A 23113-nucleotide genomic window follows, 5' to 3' on the forward strand; every position below is an offset into this window, starting at 1 on the left:
TCAGGCCGCACTGAATACGCGGCGTCCGGCCACCCACGTGTGCGCCGCGGTGAAGTTGTCGTTCCAAATCACCACGTCGGCGTCGGCACCGACGGCGATGGCGCCCTTGTTCTTCAGACCCATCCGGCGTGCGGGGTTGGATGTGCCCATGGCCCAGATCTGTTCCGAGGGGATCTTAAGCCAGCGATGCAGGTTCGCGATGCCGACATTCATCGTCAGGGCGCTGCCGGCGAGACCGCCGTGACTCTTGTGCGCGGGATCGTGGATGCGGGCGGCGTTCGTCGCTGACACCTTCACGGGAAAGCCGAAGGTCGTGGGATAAACGCCATCGGGCAGGCCTGCGCCGATGTTGGAGTCGGTGATCAGGACGATGCCGGCGAAGCCCTTGGCCGCGAGCGCCGCGCGGACGGCGACCGGCGCGACGTGCACGCCGTCGCAGATGAAGTCCACGGAGCAACGCGGATCTGCCAGAATCGTTTCCACCGCGCCGCACGGCCGCACCCCTGGCTCGGTGATGTCAGGAACGGGAAACACGTCGTAGAAATGCGTCGCATGACAGGCGCCGGCGTCGATGGCGCGCTCCGTTTCCTCGACGGAGGCACGCGTGTGCGTGATGAACGGCACGATGGACTGTTCCACGAGACGTTCGATCACGGGCAGAATGTTCGGCGTGTCCGGGCTGATCGACATCGCGCGCGTGCGGCCGCCCGTGGCGGCAAGCAATTCGGCGAGCAATCCGAGGTCGCCCGGGATCGTGTCCGCGCCGGCTCCGGGAAGTTTGAGGAACGGACCTTCCAGGTGCCAGCCGGGTACCGAAACGTCGCTCACGTGGTCGAGCGCACGCGAGAGTTGTTCGAGCTGCGGCAGCGAGGGCCGGTTCATCACGCGATAGAGCGTGGGCAGGACGGCCGTGGTGCCAAAGCGCGGTGCAAACCCGAGGCCCGCCTGGAGACTTTCCGGCGACGATTCGTAGAGGTGATGGCCGATGCCGTGCGTGTGCAGATCGATCAGGCCCGGAGTCAGCAACCGGCCCTGGGCATCGAGGCGGGTGGCGTCGGCCGGCACGGCGGTTGGCGCCGGATCGATCGCCCCGATGCGGCCGTCCTGCAGGAGCAACGCTCCCGGCGCCGTGTGTGTGCCGGGATAAAGGATACGGGCGTTTTGAATCAGCGTGGTCGCCATGGTCGTCAAAGTGTGGTGCCGCGGATGGGAATGGAGTCGAAGCGAATCCGCCGTGGCGCGATTACTTCTACCGCATCGGGTTCAGCGCGCGCCAGCGTGCCTTCAGGCCGTCGGTCCGGCCGAGGCGCGGCGTGAGGCCGGGCTGCGTGGGATCCGATTGAGCGAGATCGAAGAATTCGTAGATGTCGAAGCCGGTGAAACGCGGGTCCGCCGTGATCAACGACAAGTCATCGAGATATTCGTCGAGGCCGGCGGCGCGGCCGATGTAGCGGTTGAGCGTGACGGGCAAGCGCCGTGCGGCGGCGGCGGCGAGCATCTCGGTCACCACGGGATCGGCGAGCGCGCGGGTGAGTTTGCTGCGCACGGTGGCCTTGGCGCCGAGCGGATCTTCGGCGGCCTCGAACCAGCTGGTGCGCAGATAAACCTCGTCGACGAGGCCCTCGTTGATCCAGCGCCGCCACTCGAAGTCGATGTTGGCCGGCACGCCGTTCTGCTGGCCGAAGACCGGATCAGGGCGGAAAGCCTCCGCGTGCAAATGAACCTGCAGTTTCTTCCCGCGTGCGTGGATCAGCGCGGCGGCGTCGCGCATGAAGGCGGAGTAGAACTCGCCGCGGACGGCCGCGAGTTTCCCGCGCTCGATCGGGCCGTTGCCGAAGCGCTGGCGATACGCGGCGAGCACCGGCGGATTCCAGCCGTAGGCCTCCGGTTCGTCGGAGAGACAGCCGTGGGCGGAGATGCGCAGGTTCACACCATCGACACCGGCGTCGAGCATCGCCCGCACCCAGCCGAGCCAGAGGTCACGGACTTCCGGATACGCCTCGCACGGGGCGGCGGCGAGGAATTCATTTTTCCCGAGGGCGATGCCCACGAAGCCGCCGACCGGGCCTTTGCCAAAGAGTGTTTCCTGCTCAAACTCGTCCTTGCCGGAAAACGGTTTCCACGGATCGCCCTTCACGCCCTTCCACGGTTCGTCGAGCGTCACCGGGAGGTGGCCGTAACCCATGTCGAACTCGAGGCCGTAGGTGCGAAAGTCGCGCGGCCGAATCCAGAGCGCGGCATGCGTCGCCACGACGCAGTCGAGCGTTTGGCCGGCGTCGCCCACGACTTCAATCATACCGATGGGCGTGTTGGCGAAGTCGCCCGCGCCGTCGCCGAAGGTGGTCGTCAGCACGATGAACGGCTCGCGCACGTCGAGGCCCGTGAGGCGCACGACCTGCACGGGATCACCCGCCCGCGTCAGGACGTTGCCGTGGTAGTCGCGCACCTCGCGCCGCGCGGGCTCCACCCCGGAGGAACCCGTCGGCACGAGCGGCAGCGGCCGATACTTGAAATTATCCGCGCTGACCCAGAGGCGCAGATGCTCCGGGCGGAGCCGCGTCGCGGCGGCGTTGGCCTTCACCAGCCGGATTTCGCGGATGGGACCGCGGACGGCTGCCGCGGGAGCGGTGGGGCGGCGTTGCAGTCGCATCTCGGGATGCGTTTCCAGGAATGGGATGACTTGCTGCACCGTGCCGCCGATGCGCGTGAGTTTGGATTTTGATCCGGCCTCGGGAGAGCCGGTGGGATAGGTGCCGGAGAGCCCGCCGTTGTACGGTTTGAGCATGCCGTAGATTTCGAGGCCGCGGGACTTGGCGGCCTTCACCGCAGCGCGCAACGGTTCGCCGAGCGTTGCGATCGTCTGCGGTCCGTAGGTCGCCCAGTGGCCATACCAGATGTTGCCGCGGCGGGGATCGTTCTCCTCGATCTCGCCGTAGTACATCCAGTTCACGCGGCGCGCACCGACGTCGTGAATCGTGGCCATCACGGCATCGAGTCGAGCGGCGTCGAACGGGCCTTTCGTGATGTCGTCGGGGAAATCGACCGTGACGGAGAGTTGCTTGGGCGGAGCGGGCGTCTCGGCTGCGCGCGCCGGTGTTGGAACGAAAATGGCCGCCATGATGCAGGCGCCTGCGAGCGCGAGTGCCGCGTACGATGCGCGACTGAAATCGGATCGACGCACGGTGCTCACGGCCGCGCGTGCACCGTCAGTTTGCGCAGCGCGCTGCCCTCGGGACCGGTGCGCGTCGCCATGCTGCGCTCTTCCGGCAGACGGCCGGTCACGGTCCACGTGTCGCCGGTGTCGGCCGTGTAGAGTGCGCCGGTGGCGTCCACCGCAATGGCGTGGGGGTAGCGGAACATCCCGGGCTCGGCCCAGACGTCGAGGACGCGTCCGCTGCGGTCGAGGCGCAGCACGGCGTTGTCGATGCCGGCGGAGCCGTAGAGGAGGCCATCCGGTGCGGCGAACAGGCCGTCGACCGAGTGCAGCCCGGGCCACGCGGCCTGCACGTGTCCGTGTTGATCGAAAGCCTGAATCCGATCGTTCTCGCGGTCTGTGACGTAGAGCAGGCCGTCGGGGCCGAGCGTGATCACATGCGGGGTGTGAAACTCACCGGGAGCGGTGCCGCGCCGGCCCCAGTCGAGGACGTAGTCGCCCGCGGCGGTGAACTTCACGACGCGCGAGTTGCCGTATCCGTCCGTGATGAATACGTCGCCCGAGGGCACGACGCAGATGTGCGTCGGCTGATCGAAATGGCGCGCATCGCAACCGGGCTCGCCGTCGACCCCGAGTGTGAGCAGCAGCTCGCCGGCGGGGCTGAACTTCATCACCAAATGGCGGCCGACATCGGTGATCCAGACGTTGTCCCACGGGTCCACGTGCAGGCCGTGCATCCAGCAGCGCGTGGCGATCGGAATCGGCACGGGGCCGCGCCGGTCATAGGCGGTGGACACTTTTTGAAACGCGGCGCCCACTTCGCGGCAGAGCGTGCCGTCGGGATTCAGGCAGAGCAGCGGATGCTCCCCGCGGTGGGCGAGGTAGACGAAGCCCCGCGAGTCGAGTGCGACGCCGACGACGCGATCAAGGACGATCGACGACGGCAGGCGCGGCCAGTGTGGGACCGGCTCGAGGCGCGAGGAGGATGAGGAGGTGAAGCCGACGGCACGCAGGGCGTTCATGGAACTTGGCTCGGAGGTTTCCTGGGAGTCCTTTTCGCCTGATAGCGATCACGCCAGCCGTGCGAAACCGCGCTCGCCGCGCGGCACGCCGGCTTCATCGGCGAGCTGGCCGTTCGTGATCAACGTGGCGATTTCACCCATGGACTCGTCGGCGGCGGCGAGCATCGACTGCACCTTGGCTTCGTCGTGGGCGAGCATCACGTAGTAATACGAGGCGACGAGGAATCCGCGCTCGCGCATCTTGCGCACGTAGAGCGCCTGGGCGAGCGGGGTGTCCGCGCCGAGACCGAAGGTCATCGTGGGCGTCGCCGGCATGCCACCCACGGTGAGCCGGCACGCCGCGTGGCGCGACGCCAGCGTCCGCAGCGCCGTCTGCAGCGCGCCGCCGCGGGCCCAGATCGTGTCATGCACGTTGAGCCGTATCATTTTTGCCAGCACGGCGAGGGCGGCGGCGGGACCCACGCCATCGGTCCAGTAGCTGGAGGAAATGAAACTACCATCGGCCGCCTGCATGATGGGATCGCGGCCAATGACGGCGCCGAAGGGAAAACCGTTGCTCATCGCCTTCGCGTACACGGCCACATCCGGTTCGATGCCCAGTTTCGCCATCGCGCCGGGGAAGCCGTAACGCAGGCCGCTCGTGACCTCGTCAACGACGAACACGCCGCCGGCGGCGCGGCAGCGCGCTGCCACCTGGGAGAGAAAATCATTCTGCGGCAGCTGGGAGCGCATCGGCTCCATCACGACGGCGGCGAGGTTGTCGCCCAGTTTCGCGAGCGCGGCATCGAACGACGCGAGATCGTTGTAGCGGAAGGGTACCGACGTGCCCTTGAGCTCGCGCGGCACGCCGCGGGGTTCGAGGCCGGGCAGCAGATGGCCGTTGAGGGCGTCGGTTTCGCCGAGATTCGCGGCCAGGTACCAGTCGTGCCAACCGTGATAGCCGCAGAATGCCACGCCGCTGCGGCCCGTAGCCGCGCGGGCGATACGCACGCTCATCGCCATGGCGTCACCGCCGCCGCGCGCGTAGCGCACTTTGCCGGCCCAAGGATGCAGCGCGAGCAGCTGTTCCGCGAGCTCCACCTCCTGTGGGTTCACCAGCGAGCAATACGTGCCGAGACTCAGCCGCCGGCGCACGGCGGCGGTGACGTCGGGATCGGCGTAGCCCAGCAGGATCGCGCCGACCCCGCCCGCGAAGTCGACGTAGCGCCGGTCGTTGAGATCCCAGACCTCGCTGCCCGCGCAACGCGAGAAATACGAGGGCCACGTCTTGGCGTCGAACATCTCGGCGCGTTTCGAAAGCAGGCCTGTGCCGCCCGAGATGACGGTGCGCGCGCGCTGCCAGAGGGCGGGGCCATCGGCCGGCACCGGTCGCGCCGACTCCGGCAGATGCGGCGCGAGCACGCGCAGCGCATTGTTGCGAAAGATGTCGTCGAGATCACTCCGTGTGAGCCCGGTGTCTTCGCAGGCCTCGCGCAGGCTGATCAGCGATTCGATGCCGACCAGGGTCATGTCGCTGTTCGTGGCGGCCTTGTAGTCCGGACGAATCACCTCCGGGTGCAGCCAGAAAAAGAGTTCGCCGGTCGTGACGCACCGGCCGCGGAGTTCGCTCACGGCGAAGTCGGAGCCCCAGAGCACGCGCCGCGGGCCGAGGATTTCGAGCGCCGCGCGAAACGCTTCCGCCTCGCACACCGCCGACGTATCCACGACCGCGTTATCCAGATCGACCAGGAAACGCAGACCCTCGCGGGCATTGCGATAGGTGAAGCTGCGCGCGATGTGCGCGAGGATCAGCTGGGCGCGGGGATATTTGCGGCACAGCCGGCGCAGGGACTCTTGATTCGCCGGGTCGTCCATCGCGCCGTCGCGCACGATGTGCAGTAGCAGCACGCCCCGCACTTCGTGCAGCACTTCCCACATCCACTCCGGGGCGAACTCCTCGACCGCGGCGTGCATCGTGTCGGGCCGGTTCGCGAAAACGTGATAGACTTTCAGTCCGCAGAATTTGCCGCTGCGGAGCGCGGCGGCCACGAGCGCCGGATCGTCGGCGGGTGACGCCACCATCAACGCACGGCTGAGGGGCGTGCCGTGCGCGGCGACTTCACCAGCCACCCAGTCGTTCATCGCCGGCCGGTTCACCGTCTTGTGCGGCATGCCGAAGTAGAGCCCGTGAATCGTGGGCACCGGCATGTAGCGTTGCAGGGCGGCCCGGTGTTCCACGCAGCCCTGCGGTCCCATCCCGTCGAACAGGCTCCACGCGCCCGGCGCGAAGTGCCCCGGATGATAGGGGTGCGTGTGGATGTCGAAAATCTCCGCCGGCAGGAAACCGGTCAGGCGTTTCCCGGCGAGAGCGAGATCCCGCGGGTCGAGGGTCTGGACGTACTTCATGGGGAGACAGGCTTGGACTTCGATTCGCGTACGAACCACAACAGGACCGCGCACACCACCAGCCCGGCGGCGCCGCAGTTGAACAACGTCGTGATGTCCACCTTCGCGTCGCGGAGCGCGCCGCCCGCATAGATCGTCGCGCCGCCAACGAACACCGCGAACATGTTGAGCACGCCGACGCCCGTGGCGAGGTACCGCGGGTCGACGATCTGGCAGAGAATCGGCACCATATTTGCGTCGGGAAACGGCCGGGCGAAACCGTAGATCACCAGCGCGACCAGCACGAGGGCGAGCACGCTGGCGTTGGAGGCAACGAGGATCGCGGGCGTCGCCAGCAGCACGCCGATGACGCCCACCCAGATGCGGGCGCGGGGGGACTTGCGACTCCAGCGATCGGCCCAGAATCCGCCCGCGACCATGCCCACCAGGCTACCGCCATAGATGTAGCCCATCGACGTGAGGCCGGCCTCGCCTTGAGACAGGCCGAAACGTTCCGTCAGGTAGGTGGGCAGCCAGCCGATGAACGACCAACTGGCGAGCCCGAGCAGGCCCCAGAAGAGCAGCGCGAGAATATAGGCGGGCCGGCTGAAGAGGCTGGCGATCGCCTGGAAGAGATTTCCGCCGGGTGCCGCGACGGGCGTGCCGGGCGTGGCCGTGGTCGGCGCGTCCTTCGGTCGATCCTTCAGCAGGAAAAACAGCACGACCGCGTAGACGACGCCAATCGCACCGAACAGCTCGAAGACAAACGTCCAGGGATGACGGTCAGCAATGTAGCCGCCCAGCCCGCCGAGGCCCGAACCCACCATGACCCCGCTCAGGTGAATGCCGTTGGCCAGCGAGCGCGTGGAGTTGCGGTGATAGTCCATCAGCAACGCGCCGGCCGCAGGAAAGTAGCAGGCCTCGCTGATGCCCATCAGCGCGCGGTAAAAGAGCAGTTCGCCAAACGTCGACGCGTGGGCGGTGAGCCACGTCGTGGCGGACCACGCGAAGAGCGAGAAGATGATGATGCGGCTGCGGCTGAAACGATCCGCCACGAAACCACCGAGCGGACTCAGCAGTCCGTAGGAGACGAGAAAGATCGTGGTGAGCAGACCGAACTGCGCGTCGGTCATCGGAATCGCCTCCTTGATCGAGGTCCTCATCGTGATGAGGATCATCCGATCGAGGTAGTTCAGACACGCGACGAGCCAGAGCAGGGCGACCATGAGCCAGGCCCGGTTCGACAAAGTGGGGGCGGTGGAACTCATGGGCGTGGGGCTGGGGGTGGGCGAACCGCAGGCGCTAACTGGCCGGCGGATTTTTGGGTTTCACGAAGAAGAGCAGGGTGGCGCACACCAGGATGCTGGCGGCGGCAAATTGAAAGATCCGGTTCACGTCGATGTGCGCGTCGCGCAAGGCCCCGCCGGCGTACACCGTGAGTCCGCCGACCGTGCAGCTGCAGAGGTTGAGCACGCCGTATCCGGTCGCCCGGTACCGCGTGTCCGCGACCAACGAAAGGATCGGCATCATGTTGCTGTCCGAAAATGATTTGGTGACGCCGAACACGACCAGGCCGGCGATGGCGAGGTACAGCGTGTCCGTGGTGCCGGACAACAGGATGCCCGGCGCGGCGATGCACAGCCCGATCACCGGCACCAGAATCGGAGCGCGGGGATTGGTGCGGCTCCAGCGATCCGCCCACACGCCCCCGAGGAGCACGCCGACGAGCGCCGCGGCCTGGAGATAGCCGGTCGCCGAAAGACCGGCGGTGCCCTGCGAAAGATGGAAGTGTTCGTTGAGATACGTCGGCATCCAACCCACCACCGCCCAACCCGCGAGCCCGAGCAGGCCCCAATAAAACAGCGCGAGAATGAAAGCGCCGCGGCTGAACAGACTCACCAGCGCCGCGCCGAGCTTCACGTCGGATTTGGAACTGGCCGTGGACGTGGCCGTGAGCGGCTGCGGCACGTCGCGCAGGAAGAAAGCGACCAGGACGGCGTAGCCGATGCCAACGAGGCCGAAGAGGGAGAACGCGTGCGCCCAGCCGTGCCGTTCCGCGATCCAGCCACCGAGGCCGCCCAGACCGGAGCCGACCATGATGCCGCTCATGTGCACGCCGACCGCGAGCGAGCGCGTGGTCGTGCGATGATAGTCGGTGATCAACGCGAGCGCGGCGGGAATGTAACACGCCTCGCTGATGCCCATCAGGGCGCGCGTCGCGAGGAGTTCACCAAAGGTCGTCGCATGCGCCGTCAGCCACGTGATCACCGACCACGCAAACAGGCTGGCGATGATCACACGCGATCGACTGAAGCGATCGGCGAGGAAGCCTGCAAACGGACTGAGCACGGCGTAAACCCAGAGGAAGACAGACGTGAGCAGCCCGAACTGGGCGTCGGTCATCGGGATCGCCTCGATCACCGATCCCCGCATCGTGGTGATCATCACCCGATCGAGGTAGTTGAGCGCGCCGACGACCCAGAGGAGGGCGACGGTGAGCCAGGCGCGGGCGTGGAGCGACGAGGGAGTGGACATGCGAAAGCCGGTTATCTGATCCGGCCCCGGGCATCGACCCGCCAGGTGTCGACGACCTGGCCGCGTTCCATCACCACGACCTCGTCGGTGAGATTCACTACCGTGCACACGTGGGCGGGCATGAAGACGATCCGCTCGCCAATCTGCAGGGTGTCGACGTCCTTGCCGCGCACGTAGCCGTGTTCTTCATTCACTCGGACAACCGCCAGATCGCGACCGTCGATCGCCAGCGCGGAAATACCATCGGGCGTGCGATCCGACGAAAACGTCTTTGAGCCCGCGTCGATCAACGCGAGACCGGGTTCGGGCTTGTCGACGACCGTGGCCAGCACGTGCAGGGCGACCGTATCCGATGGCATGATGCCGGTGGTGCGCGACAACGCGAGGTCGCCAAACACATACGCGCCCGGGCGGACGGCTTGGATGCGGCCGGCGCCCATGCGGGCGATCAGCCGGGCCGTCACGCTGCAGCCGGGCCAGATCGCCAGAGTGCGGTCGATCGAATCACGGACCGCGCACAACCGGCCCAGCATCTCCTCGATGCGCGACGCCTGTTCCGCCGGTGCTGCGGCGTAGAGATTGCCCTCGTGAGTGTAGAAACCGCGCAACTCGACATGCGGGCTGCGCGCGAGCAGCGCCGCGATGCGTGGAGCCGCCGCGGGATCGCGCACGCCCTCGCGCCCAAGGCCGCTGTCGATCGCCATCATCACGGAGAGTTTTCGACCGGTCAGCGCGGCGAGCCGCAGGAAGACCTCGGCGTGCGCCTCGCTCGTCACGGCCAGCCGCAGGTCGTCGAGCTGCTCGGCCAGCGCGCGGATCCGCGGGGCCTGGCGGGGATCGACCAGCGAGTGGGCGACAAACATGCCGCGCATCCCCGAGGGCAGCATCGCTTCCGCCTCGCCGAGTTTCGCGCACGTGAGTCCGCGGGCGCCGGCCTCAAGCTGGCGCCGCGCAACCTCGACCATCTTGTGCGTCTTGATGTGGGGCCGCAGCTCGACGCCATGGGCGTCGCACACCGACTGCATCGAGCGGATGTTCGCCTCGAGCCGCGAGCGATCGACGAGGATCGACGGGGTTTGCAGCGTGTCGAAGGACGGAGGGGTATTCATAGTTGTCCGACCTGGCCGGTGGTGAGACCGCCATCGACGACCAGCACCTGGCCGGTGATGTACGAGGCCGCGGGCGAAAGCAGGAAGACCGCGGCACCAGCGATGTCGGCCGGTTCACCGATGCGGCCGAGCATGATTTTCTTTTCGTAAAGCCGGCGCGTCTCCGGCCGCTTGCCATTGAGCCAGCCGGCGGTGAGCGGCGTGTGAATGAGGCCGGGCGCCACGCTGTTGACGCGGATGCCGTGCGGCGCGAGCGAGTGGGCGAGCGTGCGCGTCATCATCACCAGCGCGCCCTTCGAGGTGTCATACGCGGTGGAGTCGGGTTCGGACTGCAGGCCGTTGGTGGATGAAATGATCACCACGGCGCCGCCGCGCTTCCGCGCGACGAGTTCGCGCGCGAACGCCTGCACGACGAAATACGTCGCGCGCACATTCAGGTTCATCGTGCGTTCCCAGCGGCCCGGTTCCATGTCGAGAAACGGAAGATCAAAAAAACTTCCGGCGTTGCACACGAGCAGATCGAGTGCCGGATTCGCCTGAAACGCGGCGGTGACGAGCGCGGCGGGCGTGGCCGCGTCGAACAAATCGCCCGCGACATACGCGGCGCCCGCGGGCAGCGACGCGGGGCGTTCGCCCGGACCGTGAAAAACGACCCCGGCACCGGATTCCTGGATGCCGAGGGCAATGGCGTGGCCGATGCCCTGGGTGGAGCCGGTGACGAGTCCGGCGCTAGTTGCGAGTGAGAAGGCTTTCATCCTTGAGTCGAAGCAGGGTGAGGAGATTGGAGTGGGCGACCGCCTGCTGGGCGGACTCGGACAGCGCGCGCAGGCACTCCACCTCGGCCGCATAGGTGCTGCGCAGCGAGATGAAGTTGCCATCGAGATTCGCGACGTAGCTCTGAAACGGCGTGTCCGAGCCCCAGATCAGTTTTTCTGGATACGCCGCGGCGAGCGCGCCCAGCACGGCGGTGGGATCGCGGTAGTCGGCGGGAAAACGACGGTCGGCCGGCGCGACGTAGCCCAGGCCCCGCGTCACGCCCTCGCAATGGATGCGGTGCGCGGAGCAGTCGAACCAGGTGTTCGGCAGCTCCGCCACGCGATCGAGGCTGGGCCGATCGAAGCGGCACGAGTGCGCGAGGCAGAAGCGCACGTGCGGCGTGGCGGCGGCGACGTCGAGGATGTCGGAGGCCTGCGACCATTTGTCCTCGGGCGCGACGCTCGAGTGAATCAGGAACGGCACATCGAGTTCCGCCGCGAGATCGAGAAAACCGCGGCCCGTCGTGAGCAGCGCGCGGATGTCCGCCTCGATCATCGTCGCCTGGATCTTCAGGCCGTAAAAGGGAAACTGCCGGTGCAGCGCGCGCAGAACCTTGATCTGCGCCGCCGGCTCACGCTCGGGATCCAGCATGGCAAACGGCAGCGTCAGCCGGCCCAGATCGGGATAGAGTTCGTAGACCTCCCGGAGCATCCGTTCGTTCTCGAAGGCGTACGGCACGGTTTCCAGGCCGCCCGCGGCGAGCTTCGCCCGACGCATCGCCGCCACGTCAAAGGTCAGATTCGCCACCATCGGAAACACCACCCAGCGGCTGATCCCGCAGTGCCGGCCCTCGGTCACCAGCGCCGGCAAATCCTGCGCATACGGGTGGTAGCCGTTGAGGTAAAAAAACAAGTCGACGCCAAGATGGTTATGACAATCGATGAGCATCGAGGGCATTTTGTTTGACGAGACAGGCATTCCGCATTGTGAAACGGGGCGCAAGCCGAAACCATGAGTATTGCCGTTCTTGATCGGGCCTTTTCCATTCTGGAGGTGCTCGCCCGCACGCGTCGGGCGCTGACCCTCGCGGAATTGGCCGAGGAGGCGCGGCTGCCGAAACCGACAGTGCACCGGATCCTGAAAAGCCTGCGTGATCTCGGCTACGTGGCGCAGAACGATCGCGGCGGGTCGTATGAGCTCTCCGACCGGCTGGCGTCGCTGCACGAATACGGTCGCGATGAGGCGGTGCGGGCGAAGGCGCTCCCGCTCATGCAGGAGTTGCACGTCGCGTTCGACGAGACCGTGAACCTCGGGCTGCTCGAGGGCATCTATGTCCGCTACGCCCACGTCATCGAGACCACGCAGCCATTGCGCTGGATCGTGAAGCCCGGCGCGCGCGATCCATTTCAAACCACTGCGCTCGGCCGGGCGATCGTGGCGAACCTGCCAGCCGAGCAGCAGACCCGGGTCGTGACCAAGGCCTGCGCGGCTCTGCCGTCGCGAGGCCGCAAGGCCGCCCGCGCTGCGCTCGAGCAGGAACTCGCGGCTACACTGCAACGGGGCTTTGCCCTCGAGGAGGAGGAGACGGTGGCAGGCGTCGCGTGCGTCGCACTCTCGCTCGCGTTTCTCGGCGAGCCGCTCGCGGCCGTCAGCGTTTCCGTACCCGTGCACCGCCTGTCGTCGCGCCAGCGCACCGACATGATCGCCACGCTCCTCTCGACGCGCGAAGCCCGCGTGCCCAGCGCTTGAACCCCGGAGTTTGGACAGAATGAACAGAATAGACAAAATCTTCGGACCACGCCGCTCGGACATTTTCTGGTTCCATTCAGTTCATTCTGTCCAAAGCCCGGGCCTTGAGTCGGGGTCTTGCTGACTCGTTTCACTTTTCACTTTCGCCATCGCCATGCCCTACACGTTCACCCGATCCGAAGAGCTTTTCCGCCGCGCCCAGCTGAGCATCGCCTCCGGCGTCAACAGCGGTATCCGCAAAATGGAGGCGCCCGTGCCGCTGTACTTCACCCGGGGCAGCGGGCCCAATCTCTGGGACGTCGACGGCAACCACTATCTGGATTTTCAACTCGGCCAGGGCGCGTTGCTGTACGGGCACGCGCCGGCCGGCATGGCCGATGCGATCGCGGCGCAGGCGCGGCTCGGGACGCACTGGGCGGCGCAGAGCGAACTCGAGATCGAGGTGTCGGAGCGCCTGCAGAAGATGATTCCGTCGGCGGAACTCGTGCGCTTCAACAACTCCGCCACCGAGGTGGTCACGGCAGCGTTCCGCCTCGCGCGTGCCCACACCGGCCGGAAATTGATCCTGCGTTTCGAGGGCCACTATCACGGCTGGGCGGACGAGGGCCTCGTCGGTTTCGCCAATCCCGTCGACAAGTGGGGCGACGACGAAAACCCCGCGCGCACGCATCCGAGCAAGGGCGTGATCCCCGAGGTGCTGGAGCAGTTCGTGGTCGCGCGCTGGAACGACGTCGCGCACCTGCGCCGCCGCGTCGATCAGTTCCGCGGGCAGATTGCGGCCATCGTGTTCGAACCGGTGCTCTGCAACACCTGCTGCCTCGAGCCGGTGGAGGGATTGCTGGCGGCGATTCGCGAGCTCTGCGATCGCGACGGCATGCTGATGATCTCGGACGAGACGATCACTGGCTTCCGTTTCGGCGCCGCGTGTGCGCAGGGTTATTATGGCTACAAGGCCGATCTCACGATCCTCGGCAAGGCCATCGGCGGCGGCACGCCGTTCGCGGCCCTCGCCGGGACAAAGGCGGCGATGGCCAAGATTCTTTCCGGCGAAGTCGTGCACGCGGGCACGTTGAATGCGAATCCGCTGTGTCTGGCGGCGAGCAAGTGGTGCCTCGATGAAGTGCTCGCCCAAGGCGCGGATTTCCCGGCGTCGACGCGGACACTGGGCCGCCAGCTCATGACCGGGCTCACGGAGCTCGCACGTGAACACGGCGTGCCGATGCGGCCGCAGGGACCGGGCCTGATCTTTCACGCGGTGATCCTGAAGCCGGGTGCGGCCGAGGGCCCGATCCGCGACTATCGCGACTATGTGCGCCGGCACGACGCGCCGCGCTGGGCGCACCTGCGGCGTTGTCTGCTGGAGGAAGGCGTGCGCGCGATCGAGCGCGGCCTCTGGTCCATCAGCACCACGCACACCGCGGCGGATATCACCGAGGCGCTCCGGCGCGCGAAGGTGGCGTTTGCCCGGCACGCGGCGAGTTGGAAAACGCCGGTCTGAGATCCGCCCACCCATGAAATCGCGCATCCTGTTTGGCGGACTTTTCCACGAGACCCACGCCTTTCTCCCCGAGGTCACCCGCTGGTCGGACTTCAAGGTCACGTTCGGCGCGGACATTCTCTCCAAGGAGGGCGACGAGTCGCCGACCGACGGCTTTCTGGGCGAGGCGAAACGCTTCGGCTGGGAGGTGCTGCCCACGGTGGACGCGCGCGCGATGCCGAGCGGTCCGGTCGAGGACCAGGCGTTCGAAACGTTCTGGACGGAGTTTGAGCGGCGGGCGCGTCCGCTGCTGGCCGCCGGCGTGGATGCGATCTACCTCGTGCTCCACGGTGCGATGACCACGCAGTCGATCGAGGACGTGGAGGGCGAACTGCTCGCACGGATCCGTGCGCTGCCGGGCGCGGCCCAACTGCCGATTTTCGGCGTGCTGGACTTGCACGGCAACATCTCCTCGCGGATGTGCGCGCTCGGGAACGGATTCGTGGCGTATCGGAAAAATCCGCACACCGACGCCAAGGTGACGGCGATCCGGGCCGCGGGTCTGCTGGAACGCTGCCTCCGCACCGGCCGCGTGCCGCGCATGAACTGGTGTCGCGTGCCGCTGATCTGGGCGCCGCCGGGCACTGGCACGCATTCGGATCCGATGCTCGCGCTCACGCAGCTTGCGGAAAAAGCCGAGACCGGCGATCCGGCCGTGTGGGCCTATAATGTGATGGGCGGATTCTCATTTGCCGACACCGCCGAGAGCGGAGTGACGCTGAGCACCGTTTCAGATGCCGCCATGGGCGCGGTCCGCCCGCACCTCGAAGCCGGCGCGGCTCTGGCCTGGGCGCTGCGGGACAAGGGCGTGGTGACGTATCCGTCGGTCGATGACGTTCTGCGGAAGATAGGCCCGGCGCCGGCGGGGCCGGTGCTGTTGGTGGAGCCGGCGGACAACGTCGGCGGTGGCGCTCCCGGTGATTGCACCGGCATTCTGCGGGCAATGCTGGCGCATCAGGTGTCGAGCGGACTCGTGGCCATCAACGATCCGGCGGCGGTGCAACGCCTCGGCGCGATCCCCGTGGGATCGACGGTCCGACTGGCCATCGGCGGACATGCCTGGCCGCTGGATCCCGGTCCGGTCGAACTCGATCTCACGCTGGTGTCACGGAGCGACGGCAACTTCGAACTCGAGGACATCCACAGCCACATGGCGTCGATGAACGGTACGCAGATTGCCATGGGCCCGTGTGCCGTGGTGCGGCACGCCGGGATCACGATTCTGCTGACGAGCCGCAAGACGCCGCCGTTCGATCTCGGGCAGTTTCGCAGCCAGGGCATCGAGCCGCGCGCGTTCGCCATCATCGGGATCAAGGCGGCGGTGGCGCACCGTCAGGCCTACGACCCCATCGCGGTGGCGGAATACTTTGTCGACACGCCGGGGCCGTGCTCCAGCAACCTGGCATCGTTTCCCTTCAAGCGGCTGCGGCATCCCGTTTACCCGATCGATTCCATCACCGAACCCAAATTCATCATCACATGAGCATCCAAATCCAATATCCCAAAAAACCGGATACCCCGGTCTCGCATCTTCCGTTCAGCCCCGTCGTGCGCGTGGGCGACCTGCTGTTCGTCTCGGGCCAGGCCTCGGTCGACGCCACGGGCAAGATCGTGTCGGACACCTTTGACGGCGAGTTCCGCCGCTCGATGGAGAACATGAAGAAGATTCTCGAGGACGCCGGCAGTGACATGCAGCACGTCGTCCAGACGCGGAATTATGTCCGCGATTCGGAAATGGTGCCGCGCTACAACGAGCTCTACCGCGAGTATTTCTCCGCCCCGTACCCCGCGCGCACCACGATCACGAACTGTCTGTCGTCGGCGCTGAAGTACGAGGTCGAGTGCATCGCCGTCGTCAAGTGAGCCTGAGCCCCGTCGCGTCTCCGTCATGAAAATCATCCGTTACTCCGACCCCGCCGGCCGCATCCACTATGGCGCCGAACAACCCGACGGTTCCGCCCGGCGGATCGAGGGCGACGTCTTCGGTTCGCATCGCGTCACCGCCGAGAAGGCTGAACTTGCCAAGCTGCTCGCGCCGATCGTGCCGACCCAGATCCTCGGCGTGGGATTGAACTATCGCTTCCACGCGCAGGAGGCGAAAATGAAGGCACCGGAGCTGCCGGTACTGTTCGTCAAGGGGATCAACACCGTGCAGAACCCGGGCGATCCGGTTCTCATCCCCACGCATCTCGCGAGCGATGAAGTGGACTACGAGTGCGAGCTCGCGGTCGTGATCGGCCGCGCCTGCAAGAACGTCAGCAAGGAACGGGCGCTCGACTACGTCCTCGGTTACACGTGTGCGAACGACGTGTCCGCGCGCGACTGGCAGATCAAGCGCGGTGGCGGCCAGTGGTGTCGCGGCAAGTTCTTCGACACGTTCTGCCCGCTCGGGCCGCGGCTCGTGACGCCGGACGAGATCGCCGGACCGAACCAGCTCAAGATCGCGACCCATCTCAACGGCGAGACGGTGCAGGATTGGACCACCTCGGACATGATTTTCGACGTGGCCACGTTGATCTCGTTCCTGAGCGGCAGCACCACCCTCGTACCCGGAACCGTGATACTCACCGGCACGCCGCACGGCGTCGGCATGGCGGCGAAACCCGTGCCGCGCTGGCTGAAACCCGGTGACTCGGTCACGATCGAGATCGAGGGCATCGGCCGGCTCACCAATCCGGTGGCGCTGGAGCCACGGTGAGTGGCAACGGATCCTCCCTTTTTGTCCGCGCGGCTGCATGAGACCGCGGGACAGCGTAGCTTTCATTCAATGACAAAAATCAAAATCTCCGGCGGCGTTTGGTCCGCCACTCCCACTCCGCTCACGGCCGACGGTCGCGTCGACGTCCCGTCCGTGCACCGGCTCGTCGAGCACCATGTCACGATGGGCGTGACCGGTCTGATGCTCGCGGGCACGTGCGGCGAGGGGCCGTGGCTGCGCGACGCCGAGCGCGAAACCGTGGTGCGCACGGCCGCCGCGGCCGCGCGCGGCCGATTGCGAATTGCGGTGCAGGTGACGGAAAACTCCGCGACGCGCACGCTCGACAACGTCGACAAGGCCGTGACGTGGGGTGCCGAGATCGCGGTCGTGGCGCAGCCGTATTTCTTCCTCAACGGCACGGTCGATCGCCAGTTGACGTATTACCGGGACATCGCCCGGCGCAGCGCACTGCCGGTCGGCTTTTATGATCGGGGCAAGGCGAGCCCGTACGTGATGCCGGAGTCACACCTGCTCGAACTCCTCACCGAGCCGAACATCGCGATGGTGAAGGACAGCTCATTGATGCCTGCGCATCGCGACACGTTTCTCGCGGCGCGCAAGCTCCGGCCGGAACTGGTGCTGCTCGATGGCGACGAGTTTGAGTGCGTGAGTTACCTCCAGGCCGGCTACGACGGCCTGCTGCTGGGCGGCGGCATCTTCAATGCCGGACTCGCGCATCGGATCATTCGCGCCGTGCGGGCGGGCGACGCGACCGAAGCCGCGCGGCTGCAGGCGCGGATGAACGATCTCATGCTCCGCGTCTATGGCGGGCCGAAGATCGAGTGCTGGATGACCGGACTGAAGGAACTGCTCGTGCAGATGAAGCTGTTCTCCACCAGCACGAATCTGCTCGGGTATCCGTTGACCGATACCTGCCGCCAGCAGATCACCGACGCAGTCAGTGGCGCCGACGGCCTCGGCTACAAGGCCGACCTGTTCGAGCCGGCGCAGCTTACAGGAGGCGTCTAAAAAGTCAGATCGCTGGTAGGGCGGATTGTCCCCAAGCCGCCGCGCTCACCGTGACGAATTTCTTGAAGCGGCGCGTTGGGGACAACGCGCCCTACCTTTTCCGAGCACTTTGAAACCGCGACCATGAATCCTCCCGCTGAATCCGCCCTGCCGTACACGGACACGAAGCCCCAGGGGTCTCCGGATTTCTACTACGCCGTCAACGCCACGTTTCGCTTCATCCTCCAGCGGCTCGGGTCCGAGGGCTGGCGGCGCTACCTGGCGGAGATGGGTCGCGGCTACTTCGCACCCGTGAACCGGCAGTGGAGCGAAGGCGGCTTGCCCGCGGTCGCGCGCTACTGGCGTGCATTCTTCGCGGCGGAGCCCGGCTCGGTCGTCGAAGTCGTCGAGCAGCCCGATCGAGTCGAACTTCAGGTGCGCGAGTGTCCCGCGATCAAACACCTGCGGGCCGGCGGCCGGGAGATCGTCGCCGAGTACTGCCAGCATTGTTACTTCCTCGGTGCGGCCCGCGCGGAAGCCGCGGGTTTGAGCATGCGACTCACCGGCGGCAACGGTAGTTGCTGTCACACCTACGCGCGCGCTGCCGCGGATCAACCGCCGCAGGATCTGCGGCAGATAAAGGAGGCCCGGTCATGATCGGATGCTATGATTTCTGCGGCCACTACGAGTGGACCTTTGGCTGGCTCGAGCGGGAGGGTGGTCATGCCCTTGTCCGCGATTACTGGAACGAGGCCATCAATCACGACAGCCAGCGCCACGCGCGCGACCTGATCCGCAACGAGGGCATTCCCGGCATGCTGAAATACTGGGGGCACACGCTCCTCGAGGAATCGCCCAGTCTTGGTTTCAACATCTCCCATCGCGCGGATGTGTTCCGCATCGATTTTCATGACTGTCCCTCGCGCGGATTTTTGCTGCGCAACGGGCTGAAGAACTACGGCGACTACTGCGATCACTGCATGGGCTGGACGGGACCGATGCTCCGCGAGGCCGGCTACGTCATCGATCACGAGCACAACCACCGCGGGCAGTGCTGGTGGGAGATGCGCGCCGCGTCCGCGCAGGGCGGGCATGCTGCTCCCGGCTCCGTGGCGGGAGCGAAGGATGTGCGTCTGCGGCCCGACTGGCCGAAGGATCCGGCCCAGCTGGATCGCTACACGAAGTCGAACGATCCCGACGACAAGATGAAGTAAGCGGCGCGTGACTGCGCCGATCCCGGGCAGTTGAGCAGTGAGAGTGGAGTGTTCGGTCCGGCGATGAGCCGGGCGATTGTCGAACGGATGAACCGCTGCTGAGTTTTCTTTCAACTCTCAGCCCTCAACTCTCAACTCTCAACTAACTACGCTCGCTTACGCCGCCACGACTGGGATTTTCTTTTTGCGCAGGAAGAGATCGAGGGCCTTCAAGTCTTCCGCTTCCGTTTCCCCGAGATCGTAGGCGGGCTTTTCGGCGCGTTTCAGGAAACCGTTGAGCCAGTCGAGCAGGACCTCGCGACGCGGGAGCCAGACGGACGGGGCGGCCAGCACATCGGCGCGAAGGGCGGTGGCATGGAGAACATGTTCGGTTGGTTTTTGCATAAGCGGGTCGCGGTGCGGAACGGTGTGCCCACTCTTCCGATACGACGCCCGGTGCGCCCGTACTCCTGTGAAGAGCCATCATCATCTCGAACGTCGTCAGTTTAATCCCGCCGCAGCTCGATGTCGACGGGCTTCGCCCGATTTCGCGTTGAAGTCCTCCAAGTGAATGCCCCGCGTCGGCTTTGAGGCAGAGGAACGCGCGGCGCCGAGACGATCGCGCGGATAAATCGCACGATCCTCCTTGCGTTTCCCCCCGTTGCGCCGACCTTGGCGGCTCGTAGATACGTTAGATGACAGTGGCAGGTGAGTCTTCAGGTGGGCTTCAAGTTCAGCTTTCGATTCGAAACCCGATCTCCGGGAACACGCTGACAGCAGACGAAGCATACGAACCATCCACCTATGAATTCCAAACTCTATGTCGGCAATATGTCGTTCAAGACCTCTGAAGCCGATCTTCGCGACGCCTTCGGCAAATTCGGTTCCGTGACCGACGTGTACATCGCCAACGATCGTGAGACGGGCCGCCCGCGCGGTTTCGCCTTCGTGACCTTCAGCAATGACACCGAGAGCAAGCTCGCGATCGAGAAGATGAACGGCGTCGACCTCGATGGTCGCCAGCTGACGGTCAACGAAGCCAAGCCGAAGGAAGAAATGGGCGGCGGCGGCGGTGGCGGTCGCAACTTCAGCAGCCCGGATCGTCGCCCCGGCGCGTTCCAGGCCCGCGGCAACAGCCGTTACTAATTCCATTCGCTGGCTTAAAGCCCGCAACCTTGAGGCGAGGTGCTTTTGCACCCCGCCTTTTTTGTGTCCGCGATCGCGCGTGATCGGCGTCGGAGCGGTTAATCCGTCCTCTCCAGGCACCGTTGGTGGTCCGAGCTGTCAGTCGCCGCAGCCGAGGCCTCCATGCCCCGGCCGGACCGGTTTCCGTGTCCGCTTGCATCAACTTATCGTCCTTATGCTGTCATTGCCTCGCCTTTGTTGTCGTCAAATTCCTCGCGCCCGGTTGTCCCGGTCGCTGACCGCCGCCGCGCTTGGCGCCGTGATGGCCGTCTTCAGCGCGGGAGTGCAGGCGGCGGATGCCGTCGCCCCCACCGAGCGCGCCCGCTCGTCCCCGGTGTTTACCATCTACATCGAGAACGATGCATTCAGCGGTACCGATCAGCACTACACGAACGGAGTGAAGCTGTCATGGCTGTCGGCCGATTTGGTTGATTGGGGACAAACGGGATGGCGCAAAACGGTCGTCGACATCCTTCCGTTTGTGAATCGGCCGCAGGGTCAGAAGAACGTGGGCTTCGCGTTCGGCCAGAATATCTACACGCCCCGCGACACCCGGGCGCGTAACCCGGATCCCGCTGATCGCCCGTACGCCGGTTGGAGCTACCTTGAACTCGCGTTCGTCAGCAAGACGCCGTCGATCGCGGACACGCTCTCGTTTCAGGTGGGAATCATCGGACCGCACAGCCTCGCCGAGGACGCGCAGCGCACCTGGCACCAGTTGATCGACATCCAGCGGCCGCGGGGCTGGGACTATCAGCTGCGCGACGAGATGGGCGTGAATGTCGTGTACGAACGCCGTTGGCGAATGTACGGGCGCGCGCTCTCTCAAACCATCGGGATCGACTTCGTGCCCCACGCGGGCGCCAGCCTGGGCAACGTGCAGACCTACGCCAACGCGGGCGGCACCGTCCGGCTCGGATTCAATCTGCCCTCTGACTTTGGCGTCCAGCTCGCACGTCCCGGCAGCCTGGGTGGCACCCCCACCGATGACTTGGATCCCCGCGTCGCCATGGATCGGAATTTCAGCTTCTTCGTCTTCGGTGCCGGGGACGGTCGCGCGGTGGGCCGGGATATTTTTCTCGACGGAAACACGTTTCGGGACAGCCGCTCGGTGGACAAGAGACCCTTCGTCGCCGATCTGAGTGCCGGTGCGGGGCTCATCGCCGGACGCTGGCAGCTTACGTACACGCAGGTGTGGCGCTCGCGCGAGTTCCGCTCCCAGCGGGAAGCGCGCAATAATTTCGGATCCTTTTCGATCTCGCGCGCCTATTAAGTTCGCCACGGGTGGTGATGGGCCCGCCCGCGGGCCGCGCGAATGGCGCGAGGACAGTTGCAAGCGCGCGCGGCATCCGTAGGCCTCAGGTCGCTGCATGAAGATTGTTTTGCTGGTGTGCTATTTTGCGGGTTGGGCGCTGATCCCGCATCTGCTGCTGCTCAAGAAGCGGCCGACCGCGACCCTCGCGTGGCTCTGGGCCATCATCTTCATCCCGATCGTGGGCGCGCTGGCCTACCTGGCCATCGGCACCGATCGGCTGAAGCGCCGGCGGCTGAAGCGCCGGAATCTCTTTTCGGCGCGATCCTCCCGCCAGCGCAGTCCGGTGGGAAGCACCGATGAGGGCACGAATCAGTTGCTGCACGGGCTGCCCCGACGTGACCGGCAGTTTCTGCAGCTGGTGTCCCGCATCAATCAGCTCTCGGTGAGTTCCGCCGAGACGATCCGCATCCTGCGCAACTCAGACGCGTTCTACCCGGCGCTCGCCGCGCGGATCCAGGCGGCGCGACATCACATTCACGTCGAGTTCTACATTTGGGAAGCCGACGAGACGGGGATGCGCTTTCTCCAGCTTCTCACCGATGCGGCCCGGCGCGGCGTGGTCGTGCGGCTGTTGCTCGACGGAGTCGGTTCGCGGGCGTTCGACGAGGATTTGCTGGAGGCGTTTCGCGAGGCCGGCGGTCATTTCTCGTGGTTCCAGAGCCTCGATCCGAGGCGGAAACGCTTCTTTCTCAACCTGCGGAATCACCGCAAACTCCAAATCATCGATGGTGAGATCGCGTTTGTCGGCGGGATGAACATCGGACGCGATTACGAGGGGCTCAATCCCGAGCTGGGACACTGGCGCGACGTGCAGGTGGAGGCGACCGGTCCGGTCGCAGCCGAACTGCAGGACGTGTTTGCCGACGACTGGTTTTTTGCGACGGACGAACGGATTTCGGCGGCGACCTATTTTCCGACGCCGTCCCCGGCGGTCCATCATCCCGCGCACATCGTGCACGGCGGACCCGATCTCCGGAATGAGCCGATCAGCAAAACCATCGTGAGCCTTCTTAACGAGGCGAGCGACCGCGTGTGGATTGCGACCGGCTATTTCGTGCCGGACGACATCCTGCTCGCCGCCCTGGAACTCGCGGCCAGTCGTGGCGTCGATGTCCGGCTGCTGATTTCGGAGAAGAACGATCACCCCTGGCTCGTGCTCGTCGGCCGCTCGTATTACACGCAGTTGCTCACCGCCGGCGTACGGATTTTCGAATACTCCGCCGGAATCAATCACGCCAAGATCGCGCTGGCCGACGCGCAATGGGCGATGGTGGGCTCGGCGAATCTCGATTACCGCTCGATGCGGCTGAACTTCGAGTTGAATCTGCTGTTTCACTCCGCGAGCCAGAACGCGGCGCTCGCCAGCATCCTCGAACACGACTTCGCGCTCAGTCAGGAAATCGAAATGGCGGTGTTCGCGTGCCGGCCCTTTCGGCAACGCTTCATCGAGGCGGCACTGCGGCCGTTGTCGCCGCTGCTCTGATGCAC

The 23113-nt window shown here is 65.8% G+C and carries 21 protein-coding genes; 11 read left to right on the top strand and 10 right to left on the bottom strand.

All coding sequences use genetic code 11. The features are described from left to right. From ACLJEU_RS05200 to ACLJEU_RS05240, 9 genes are all read right to left on the bottom strand, one after another. On the bottom strand, nucleotides 1-1182 hold the full coding sequence (locus tag ACLJEU_RS05200) for an N-acetylglucosamine-6-phosphate deacetylase (protein WP_414660625.1): 1182 nt from the start codon (nucleotides 1180-1182) through the stop codon (nucleotides 1-3). A gap of 67 nt (nucleotides 1183-1249) precedes the next feature. Continuing rightward, nucleotides 1250-3118, bottom strand: a complete 1869-nt coding sequence (locus ACLJEU_RS05205; protein WP_457795343.1) for a hypothetical protein — start codon at nucleotides 3116-3118, stop codon at nucleotides 1250-1252. Nucleotides 3119-3186: 68 nt separating this feature from the next. Continuing rightward, the gene (locus tag ACLJEU_RS05210; RefSeq protein ID WP_414660623.1) at nucleotides 3187-4176 is read right to left on the bottom strand and encodes a peptidyl-alpha-hydroxyglycine alpha-amidating lyase family protein; all 990 of its coding nucleotides are present in this window, start codon (nucleotides 4174-4176) and stop codon (nucleotides 3187-3189) included. 48 nt (nucleotides 4177-4224) lie between these two features. Next, nucleotides 4225-6561 carry an aminotransferase class III-fold pyridoxal phosphate-dependent enzyme gene (locus ACLJEU_RS05215; RefSeq protein WP_414660622.1) on the bottom strand — a complete coding sequence of 779 codons (2337 nt, stop codon included), beginning with the start codon at nucleotides 6559-6561 and terminating at the stop codon, nucleotides 4225-4227. Further along, nucleotides 6558-7808 carry an MFS transporter gene (locus ACLJEU_RS05220; RefSeq protein ID WP_414660621.1) on the bottom strand — a complete coding sequence of 417 codons (1251 nt, stop codon included), beginning with the start codon at nucleotides 7806-7808 and terminating at the stop codon, nucleotides 6558-6560. The genes ACLJEU_RS05215 and ACLJEU_RS05220 overlap by 4 nt, the downstream gene beginning before the upstream one ends. Nucleotides 7809-7842: 34 nt before the next feature. Beyond that, entirely contained in the window at nucleotides 7843-9075 is a 1233-nt protein-coding gene (locus tag ACLJEU_RS05225) for an MFS transporter (RefSeq protein ID WP_414660620.1), read from the bottom strand. An 11-nt stretch (nucleotides 9076-9086) separates the two neighbouring features. Continuing rightward, nucleotides 9087-10184 (bottom strand): alanine racemase, encoded by a 1098-nt coding sequence (locus tag ACLJEU_RS05230; RefSeq protein ID WP_414660619.1) that lies wholly within the window; start codon nucleotides 10182-10184, stop codon nucleotides 9087-9089. Then, nucleotides 10181-10939 (bottom strand): SDR family NAD(P)-dependent oxidoreductase, encoded by a 759-nt coding sequence (locus ACLJEU_RS05235; RefSeq protein WP_414660618.1) that lies wholly within the window; start codon nucleotides 10937-10939, stop codon nucleotides 10181-10183. Before ACLJEU_RS05235 ends, ACLJEU_RS05230 begins: the two co-directional genes overlap by 4 nt. Continuing rightward, complete coding sequence (locus tag ACLJEU_RS05240) at nucleotides 10914-11897, bottom strand: amidohydrolase family protein (RefSeq protein WP_457795344.1); 984 nt, start codon at nucleotides 11895-11897, stop codon at nucleotides 10914-10916. The genes ACLJEU_RS05235 and ACLJEU_RS05240 overlap by 26 nt, the downstream gene beginning before the upstream one ends. Before the next feature lie 54 nt (nucleotides 11898-11951). On the opposite strand from ACLJEU_RS05240, the gene ACLJEU_RS05245 reads away from it, so the two are divergent. The 8 genes from ACLJEU_RS05245 to ACLJEU_RS05280 all read left to right on the top strand — a co-directional run bounded on the left by ACLJEU_RS05245 (nucleotide 11952) and on the right by ACLJEU_RS05280 (nucleotide 19146). Continuing rightward, a complete protein-coding gene (locus tag ACLJEU_RS05245) occupies nucleotides 11952-12689 on the top strand; it encodes an IclR family transcriptional regulator (protein WP_414660616.1) in 738 nt (245 codons plus the stop codon). Between the two features lie 154 nt (nucleotides 12690-12843). Beyond that, nucleotides 12844-14187: an aspartate aminotransferase family protein gene (locus ACLJEU_RS05250; RefSeq protein WP_414660615.1), complete on the top strand. Its 1344-nt coding sequence runs from the start codon at nucleotides 12844-12846 to the stop codon at nucleotides 14185-14187. Nucleotides 14188-14200: 13 nt separating this feature from the next. After that, on the top strand, nucleotides 14201-15709 hold the full coding sequence (locus ACLJEU_RS05255) for a M81 family metallopeptidase (RefSeq protein ID WP_414660614.1): 1509 nt from the start codon (nucleotides 14201-14203) through the stop codon (nucleotides 15707-15709). Beyond that, a complete protein-coding gene (locus ACLJEU_RS05260) occupies nucleotides 15706-16089 on the top strand; it encodes a RidA family protein (RefSeq protein WP_414660613.1) in 384 nt (127 codons plus the stop codon). Before ACLJEU_RS05255 ends, ACLJEU_RS05260 begins: the two co-directional genes overlap by 4 nt. A 25-nt stretch (nucleotides 16090-16114) precedes the next feature. Then, on the top strand, nucleotides 16115-16924 hold the full coding sequence (locus ACLJEU_RS05265) for a fumarylacetoacetate hydrolase family protein (protein WP_414660612.1): 810 nt from the start codon (nucleotides 16115-16117) through the stop codon (nucleotides 16922-16924). A 69-nt stretch (nucleotides 16925-16993) separates the two neighbouring features. After that, a complete protein-coding gene (locus ACLJEU_RS05270) occupies nucleotides 16994-17953 on the top strand; it encodes a dihydrodipicolinate synthase family protein (protein WP_414660611.1) in 960 nt (319 codons plus the stop codon). 123 nt (nucleotides 17954-18076) lie between these two features. Then, a complete protein-coding gene (locus ACLJEU_RS05275; RefSeq protein ID WP_414660610.1) occupies nucleotides 18077-18589 on the top strand; it encodes a hypothetical protein in 513 nt (170 codons plus the stop codon). Next, the gene (locus tag ACLJEU_RS05280; protein ID WP_414660609.1) at nucleotides 18586-19146 is read left to right on the top strand and encodes a hypothetical protein; all 561 of its coding nucleotides are present in this window, start codon (nucleotides 18586-18588) and stop codon (nucleotides 19144-19146) included. Before ACLJEU_RS05275 ends, ACLJEU_RS05280 begins: the two co-directional genes overlap by 4 nt. A 156-nt stretch (nucleotides 19147-19302) precedes the next feature. Here the strand turns inward: ACLJEU_RS05280 and ACLJEU_RS05285 are convergent, their stop codons facing one another. Further along, complete coding sequence (locus tag ACLJEU_RS05285) at nucleotides 19303-19530, bottom strand: hypothetical protein (protein WP_414660608.1); 228 nt, start codon at nucleotides 19528-19530, stop codon at nucleotides 19303-19305. A 399-nt stretch (nucleotides 19531-19929) separates the two neighbouring features. Between ACLJEU_RS05285 and ACLJEU_RS05290 the strand changes: the two genes are divergently transcribed. From ACLJEU_RS05290 to cls, 3 genes are all read left to right on the top strand, one after another. Then, nucleotides 19930-20271 (top strand): RNA recognition motif domain-containing protein, encoded by a 342-nt coding sequence (locus ACLJEU_RS05290; protein ID WP_414660607.1) that lies wholly within the window; start codon nucleotides 19930-19932, stop codon nucleotides 20269-20271. 262 nt (nucleotides 20272-20533) lie between these two features. Next, on the top strand, nucleotides 20534-21583 hold the full coding sequence (locus tag ACLJEU_RS05295) for a lipid A deacylase LpxR family protein (RefSeq protein ID WP_414660606.1): 1050 nt from the start codon (nucleotides 20534-20536) through the stop codon (nucleotides 21581-21583). A 97-nt stretch (nucleotides 21584-21680) separates the two neighbouring features. After that, nucleotides 21681-23108: a cardiolipin synthase gene (cls, locus tag ACLJEU_RS05300; RefSeq protein WP_414660605.1), complete on the top strand. Its 1428-nt coding sequence runs from the start codon at nucleotides 21681-21683 to the stop codon at nucleotides 23106-23108. Nucleotides 23109-23113: the final 5 nt, after the last annotated feature.

This window comes from Terrisphaera buseokensis (assembly GCF_047521145.2).
Lineage (GTDB): Bacteria > Verrucomicrobiota > Verrucomicrobiia > Opitutales > Opitutaceae > ER46.